Source organism: Micromonospora sp. NPDC050795 (assembly GCF_044456785.1).
Classification (GTDB): Bacteria; Actinomycetota; Actinomycetes; order Mycobacteriales; family Micromonosporaceae; genus Micromonospora.
In genome coordinates this window covers 1-7,255 of the sequence record NZ_JBITGE010000072.1, presented here as the reverse complement: position 1 = coordinate 7,255, position 7,255 = coordinate 1, and the positions used below count along the sequence as shown (strand labels likewise).

Genomic DNA, 7,255 nt, shown 5'->3' with positions numbered 1-7,255 from the left:
TCTTGGTCGACTGCTGTCATACCGGGAGCCTCGCCCGCTGTGCACATCAGACCAAAGCCTTCCGTGACCTGCATCGTCACGATGAAAATGCCTCAGTGCGCGAGGACGACGCGTTTGCGGAGCAGGTCGCCGCGGCTGCAAGGCGTGCTGACGCAGATCGGTTTGGCGTTGGCTGGCCGGGCCGGTTCCCGGTTGGCGTCGGTGATCGGGGTCGCTGCCGGTCGCGATACGTTGTTGCGGCTGGTCAAGGCGGTGCCTGACCCGCCGAAGACGCCGATCACCGTCCTCGGCGTCGACGACTTCGCGTTCCGCCGAGGCCGCCATTACGGCACTGTGCTGATCGACACGGACAGCCACCGCCCGGTCGACATGTTCGACGGCCGCGACGGTGACAGCCTTGCCGAGTGGTTGCGGCAGCACCCCGAGATCGAGGTGATCTGCCGGGACCGGGCTGGCGGCTATGGCGAAGGCGCCCGCTCCGGAGCCCCGCAGGCGGTTCAGGTCGCGGACCGGTTCCATCTCTGGCAGAACCTGGGCCAGGCGGTCGAGAAGACCGTGAACGCTTATCGGTCCCGGCTCGTCGCTCCGGCACCCCCGCCAGCGGACGACACCATGCCCGCCGAGGTGCAGCCGCTACCCGAGAAGAAGATCGTGACCCGCCTGCGCGAACACCACGGCGCTGTTCACGAGCTCGCCGCACAAGGACTGAACAAGTCCGCGATCGGCCGCAAGCTCGGCCTGCACCAGGCCACGGTTCGCCAGTACCTCAACGCCGCCAGTGTCGCCGAGTTGACCGCCGTCACCGAGCAACGCGCGCACCTGGTCGACGCTCCCGTGGAATTGACCCCGGATCAGTCCCGCAGGTTTGACCCCCTCGGGGGTTGTCAGTCGCGGCTGGCGCGGTTTTCTTTGGCGAGGAGTTCGCGGCGTTGGCGGGTGCGGTAGGAGTCGCCGGTGAGGGTGAGGACCTCGGCGTGGTGGACGAGGCGGTCGATCATGGCGGCGACGACGTCGTTCGAGAACGTCTCGACCCAGCGCCCGAACGGTAGGTTCGAGGTGACCATGACGGAGCCTTGCTCGTATCGGGACGCGATGAGCTGGAAGAACAGGTTCGCGGCGTCCTGGTCGAACGGGATGTAGCCCACCTCGTCGATGATGATCAGCTTGTAGCGGCGAATCTTCTTGAGTTCGGCTTCGAGGCGGTTGGCTTGGTGCGCGGTGGCGAGCCGGATGATCCAGTTGCTGGCGGTGTCGAACAGCACGGAGTAGCCGGCGTGGCAGGCCTTGACGCCGAGCCCGATCGCCAGATGGGTTTTCCCGAGGCCGAGCGGGCCCAGCAAGATCACGTTCTCGGCCTTCGCGACGAACGTGGTGGTGGCCAGGTGCGCGAGGGTGTCGCGGCGCAGCGAGGGCAGGTGGTCGAGGTTGAAGTCCTCGAGCGTCTTGACCTGGGCGAAGTGCGCGGTGCGGATGCGCATGGTGGTGCCCTTGGACTCGCGTTCGGCGAGTTGGCGTTGCAGGACCGCGGCAAGGTAGTCCTCGTGCGAAGAGTTCTCGTCACGGGCCTGGGCGGCGAGTTCTTCCCAGACCCGGCCGATGGTCGGGGTCTTCAACACCCTGGCCAGGTAGGCCATCATTGACGGCATGCCGTCCTTCGGCGCTGCCGCCGTGGTCTTGGCTGTGCTCACTCGTTGCTCGCTTTCGTGCTCGGGTTCGGGTAGGTGAAATCGACGCCGAACAGGGCGTCGTAGTCCGGCAGTGCCCGCAACGCGACGGCGTGCCCATCGGTGTGGTGGCGGGTGGCTGCCTGACGGCGGCGGCGGTCCTCGGCCAACGCCTGGCGCATCGACGCGGCAAGCGTCTTGTGCGCCGGGTCGATGATGACGCCGTGCTTGGCCCAGGACCGCCCGTGGCGAGCGAGATCTGCCCGTCGCAGAACACCATGACGGTGTCCAGCGAGGCGGTGATATCGACGAACCGGCCGATCATCCGCGGGTCGACGGAATAGTCGACGGTATCGACCCGCACGTAGTAATCGCGGCCGAGCCGGACCCGGTGGTTTAACCCGATCGGAGGGTCGACCGGAGGCAGCGGCAGCATGGACAGGTAGTCGGTCTCGAGCAAATCGACCGGCCGGCCGTGGATCGACCGGACAGTGCGGGTGTTCGCCCGCTGCAGCCAGCCGGCCAGCTGCTCGTTGAAGTCGGCCGGTGAGGCGAACGTGCGGCCGGGCAGGAACGACGTCTCCAGGAACTGGTTGGTCCGCTCGACCCTGCCCTTGTATTCCGGGTCCCGCGGCGGCGCCAGCTTGATCTGCGTGGCCAGGGTGCCGGCGAACGCCGCCGCGGGTGCGCTGACCCGACCGGTCCCGCCGATCGCGGACTCCCGCTCCCACACCAGCGTCCGGAGCCCGATCCGCCACTCCCCGGGACCGTCACCGTCTTCAGGGTCGAACTGCAACGCCAGGTCCGCAGAACCGTGCTCAGCGGCCGGGGATGTCGGGACTGACCAAGGCGGCCGGCGCCAACTCCCACGACGCCGCCGGCTGCGGCCTGGACACATCCGACGTACAGGCGATCAATACCAAGGCCGCCGGATGCACGCACAGCGGAGCTACCGAACACGTGCATGTTCCACTGACGCTCTTGAGCGCACCGTCGGCACCGACCACGACCGACGCCATCACCCGACCGGATCTCTCGCCCCGCACGACGGCCCGTCCGCGGCCGGCTCGCCGGTCCCAGCTGACGTCGACCAGATCACCGCTGGCCACAAACGAACGGTGCCTGGACCAAGGACCTGACCCCCACGGCCTCGCACACCGCTGCCTCCTCAGCCGTCAGGACCAGCCGCGCCACGAAGAACTCCGCCAGATCGATGGTTGAACGTCAACGTCAACGCTACCGAGCCGTACGACACCGCTGACCGGGACACACCCGACCGAGAACACCCCGTGGTTCCCCGTGCCCGCTTCGCTCCGGATCCTTCGGCTATCTGCAGGGTGCGCCGGTTAACTGTTACGAACGGACACGGTAGGTGAGGGCGGTGTGGCGGCGGCCGGCACCGACGGTACGCACAGCCGCGGCCAGAGCACGCCGGGAGCCGACGAGCACGACGAGTTTCTTGGCTCTCGTGACCGCGGTGTAGAGGAGGTTGCGTTGGAGCATCATCCAGGCGCTGGTCGTTATCGGGATGACCACCGCCGGGTACTCGGAGCCCTGTGAGCGGTGGATCGTCATTGCATATGCATGTGCCAGTTCGTCGAGTTCGTCGAAGTCGTAGTCGACGAGTTCGTCTTCGTCGGTGCGCATAGTCAGACTCTGATCGTCGGTGGACAAGGCGGTGACGACGCCGACGGTGCCGTTGAACACCCCTGCCACGCCTTTGTCGTAGTTGTTGCGGATCTGGGTGACCTTGTCACCGATCCGGAACACCCGCCCGCCCACACGGCGCTCCGGCATGCCCTCCCGAGCGGGGGTGAGTTGCTGCTGCAGCAGGATGTTTAGCGCGCCCGCCCCGGACGGACCGCGGTGCATCGGGGCCAGCACTTGGACTTCACGGCGCGGGTCGAGGCCGAAGCGTTTCGCAATGCGGGTGCACGCGACATCGACGGTCAGGGCGGCGGTGGCCTCGGTGTCGTCGCTTGGGAAGAAGAAAAAGTCCGTCATCCCTTGCATGAGCGGGGGCCTGCCGGCATTGATCCGGTGGGCGTTGCTGACCACCCCGGAGTCGGCCGCCTGCCGGAATACCTGAGTGAGCCGGACCCGGGGCACCGGGTCAGCGGCGAGCAAATCCCGCAGCACTTCCCCTGCACCGACCGACGGAAGCTGGTCGACATCTCCGACCAGCAGCAGATGCGCCCCCGGCGGGACAGCCTTGATGAGTTTGTTGGCAAGGATCAGGTCGAGCATGGACGCCTCGTCCACCACGAGCAGGTCGACATCCAGAGGGTTATCCCGGTCATAGGTGGGTTCCCCGCCCGGTTGCAGTTTCAGCAGCCGATGCACCGTCGCCGCCGGCTGGCCGGTCAACTCGGCGAGGCGTTTCGCGGCCCGCCCGGTCGGCGCCACGAGCAGAATTTTCGCCTTTTTGGCCGCAGCGAGTTCGACGATCGAACGGACGGTGAAGCTTTTACCGCAGCCGGGACCGCCAGTGAGTACGGCGACTTTCGACGTCAAAGCCAACCGCACGGCCTGCTCCTGTTCCTGCGCCAGATCAGTGCCGGTGCGTGCCTTCAACCAGGTCAGCGCTTTGCCCCAGTCGACGCCGGTGAACTGCGCCATCCGGTCCGTCCGGTCGCCGAGCAGCCGCAATACCGAACCGGCCAGGGACTGTTCAGCCCGGTGGAACGGCACCAGGTAGATCGCCGAGACCAGCCCATCCGCGCCGGGCAAGCTCTCGCGGACGACACCTTCCTCGCCAACAAGGTCGTCGAGGCAACGAATCATCAGCTCGGCCGGCACGTCGAGGATTTTCACCGCGTCGGCGACCAGTTGCGGGGTGGGGAGGTAGCAGTGGCCGTTGTCGGTGGCCTGCGACAACGTGTACTGCAACCCGGCCATGACCCGCTGCGGGCTGTCGTGCGGGATCCCGACGGCCTGCGCGATCGTGTCGGCGGTTTTGAACCCGATCCCCCACACATCGGCGGCCAGCCGGTACGGCTCATTTTTCACCACGCTGATCGAGGCGTCGCCGTATTTCTTATAGATGCGTACCGCGATCGACGTCGAAACCCCGACGCCCTGCAGGAACACCATCACCTCCTTGATGGCCTTCTGCTCCGCCCACGTCTCGGTGATCTTCGCCGTGCGTTTCGGGCCGAGACCCGGTACCTCGACCAGCCGGGCCGGCTCGTCCTCGATGATCTGCAGGGTGTCGAGGCCGAAATGTTCGACGATCCGCTCGGCGAACACCGGCCCGATGCCCTTGATCAGCCCGGAACCGAGATAGCGGCGAATGCCCTGGATCGTCGCGGGGAGCACGGTGGTGTACGAGGTGACCTCGAACTGGCGGCCATACTGCGGATGCGACGACCACCAACCCTGCAACCGCAGACTCTCCCCTGGTTGCGCCCCCAGCAGCGCGCCGACCACCGTCAGCAGGTCCGAACCACGGCCGGTCGCGACCCGGGCGATGGTGTACCCGGTCTCCTCGTTGACGTACGTCAGCCGTTCCAGCACCGCTTCGAGCACATGCGGGGACGGGCGGGACGAGACAGCCGCAGACACGCCCACCATCGTGCCGTTGGCGATGCCTCAACACCAAACCGCTCGCGACAACACCCGTCCGCTCGGCATCCTGACGACCTTGCTTCTACGCTCGTCTGCACTTGAGCAACGAGCTGAGTGACTGTCATTGATGCTTGCCGGGCCGGTGCGCGGCTGCCGAGGTGGGGGCTGCCCGTCAGAATGGCGGGTCGCCGGTGAAGAATGCGGGGACCGCAGTGGTGTTCCGGGCCGGTCGCGGTGTCCGCTCAGGTTGGGGGCCGGTTCCGGGGTCGACCGGGTTGCGCTGCCCAGCGCCGTTAACTTGATCTTTAACCCCTCCGTCGTGGCCTCGGGTTATGCGAAGCCTTCGTCTTCTTCGTGCCGCCTGTGGCCTTTGTGCTGGTGGCGGCGGTGACGAGGTGGACGTCGTGGCGGGCTGCCGGGTGGCGGTTGCGTAGTCCGGGTGGTCGGCCGGGTCCTGGCCGGGAGGGTTTCGGTGCGCAGGCGGGGTTGCCGGCTTTTGTGCGTAGGTGCCGAAAGCCTCGGCGGACGCGGGCGGGCGTGAGTCGTTCGGGTGGTGCTGGGCGTTCCCAGGGCCGGCGGAGGTCGCCGACGGCGCCTCTGGCGAGGCGTAGCTGGGTGTAGGCGGCCAGCACCAGCCAGGTCCAGCAGTCAGCGGCGTGCGGGTCTCGCAGTTTCGGGCTGGTCCAGCCCAGGGTTTGCTTGAGCATGCGGAAGGTGTGCTCGATGTCGAAGCGGCGCAGGAACGCCTGCCAGAGCAGGTCCGCCTTTGCGGCGTCGACAGACGCCCCTAATGTCGGGAAAGAGGTCCGGACCAACTCCCGACAACATCAACCGCTGTCGGGCCACCCGCGTGCATCAAGGAACGACCGCATGAGCACCGGCCAGCACCCCGCGCCGCGCCGCAACGCCCGCCCGTATTCCGTTGACGAGGGCACCATCCGCACGCGGTCCGCCAACCCGGACGCCGCCGAGTACACCCTCTACGTGCGCGGCCTGATTAACGACTACCTGGGCGTCGGCGGACAGGCAAAGATCCTCGAGCACGCCCATAATCGGGGCTTGCACTACCCGGGCCTCAACCGCCAGAAGCTCTCTGAGCAGCTCAGCCGCTACCGCTTGGGCCCGACCTGGGAGATGACCGAGCTGATCATCGCCTGTCTACCCAACGGCTGCCACACGGCTGGCATCCGCGCCCTGGCCGCCGGCTGGTACCAATGCGCCCGTGGTCATTTGCCCCACGGGTTACAACGGGCCAGTCAGCCGCCCTCCGGGCAAGCCCGGCCAGCGCAACGTCCCGGAAAGCGAACCTGCCATCCCGGTACTGCAACGCCAACTCGCCCGCCTGCAGGAACGCCTTCGCGCGGAGACCGAGCGCCACGTCAGCAACCTGCGGATCTCGGAGAACGCCCGGAACCACGCAGTCCGCCAAGCCAACCAGCTTGAGGTTCAGTTCCATGAGGTCAGGGAGGATCTGCTACGGGTTCGTACAATCGCCGCAGAGGTCGCGACGATCCGCGAGGAGTACGCGCGCCAGTGCGTCGCGCTGGAACTCGTCGCCGCGCCCGGCCTGCGCACGACCCATCATCGACTTGCCGGAGCTGCCCGCCACCCGCCGGCGGATCCGCTTCGGGCTCCTCGTTGCCACGATCGACGCGCAGGCACCACCCGCCCGCCGGGCGCTGGCGCGCTACCTATGCGTCTACGCCGAATTCGCCGGCATCTCCCCCGCCGAGCTGGCCACCCGGGCAGACATCGCAACCACCGTGACGATGGACATTCTCGCCGGGCGTCACGTGCCCACCGCCGCCCACGCCGTTCGCCTGGCCACCGTCCTCACCTGCGAATCGGACACCCTGCGCCACCTCATCGATGCCGCCAGCAGCAGCACCGCCCTCGATGAAGATTTTTGGAGCATCGCCCGCTCCGTCGACCCCCCCCCGTTACCTTTTTGATCGTCCCCAGCCGGGGACCCTCGGTCGCCCGGCCCGGTATGACTTCCTTCCCCTGTTGTTCGGATGATCCGG

At 67.2% G+C, this 7,255-nt stretch carries 5 protein-coding genes and 2 pseudogenes; 3 read left to right on the top strand and 4 right to left on the bottom strand.

The window, feature by feature from the left end; all coding sequences use genetic code 11:
- Positions 1 to 945, top strand: a 945-nt coding sequence (locus ACIBEF_RS31865) for a transposase (protein ID WP_396797127.1), incomplete at its 5' end; no start/stop codon positions are given.
- On the opposite strand, the gene istB is transcribed toward ACIBEF_RS31865, so the two are convergent.
- The 4 genes and pseudogenes from istB to ACIBEF_RS31845 all read right to left on the bottom strand — a co-directional run.
- Entirely contained in the window at positions 885 to 1,634 is a 750-nt protein-coding gene (gene istB / locus ACIBEF_RS31860; protein WP_396797125.1) for an IS21-like element helper ATPase IstB, read from the bottom strand. The two genes, ACIBEF_RS31865 and istB, sit on opposite strands and share 61 nt — an antisense overlap.
- A gap of 50 nt (positions 1,635 to 1,684) precedes the next feature.
- Positions 1,685 to 2,406: pseudogene (locus ACIBEF_RS31855) on the bottom strand (Mu transposase domain-containing protein); the annotation flags it as partial.
- A gap of 611 nt (positions 2,407 to 3,017) precedes the next feature.
- Entirely contained in the window at positions 3,018 to 5,237 is a 2,220-nt protein-coding gene (locus tag ACIBEF_RS31850) for an ATP-dependent RecD-like DNA helicase (protein ID WP_396797123.1), read from the bottom strand.
- 299 nt (positions 5,238 to 5,536) lie between these two features.
- Positions 5,537 to 6,016, bottom strand: a pseudogene (locus ACIBEF_RS31845) (transposase); the annotation flags it as partial.
- An 85-nt stretch (positions 6,017 to 6,101) separates the two neighbouring features.
- Here ACIBEF_RS31845 and ACIBEF_RS31840 point away from each other — a divergent pair.
- Together ACIBEF_RS31840 and ACIBEF_RS31835 are read left to right on the top strand one after the other, a co-directional pair.
- Positions 6,102 to 6,674 (top strand): hypothetical protein, encoded by a 573-nt coding sequence (locus ACIBEF_RS31840; protein WP_396797121.1) that lies wholly within the window; start codon positions 6,102 to 6,104, stop codon positions 6,672 to 6,674.
- Positions 6,675 to 6,820: 146 nt separating this feature from the next.
- Positions 6,821 to 7,183, top strand: a complete 363-nt coding sequence (locus ACIBEF_RS31835; RefSeq protein ID WP_396797120.1) for a hypothetical protein — start codon at positions 6,821 to 6,823, stop codon at positions 7,181 to 7,183.
- Positions 7,184 to 7,255: the final 72 nt, after the last annotated feature.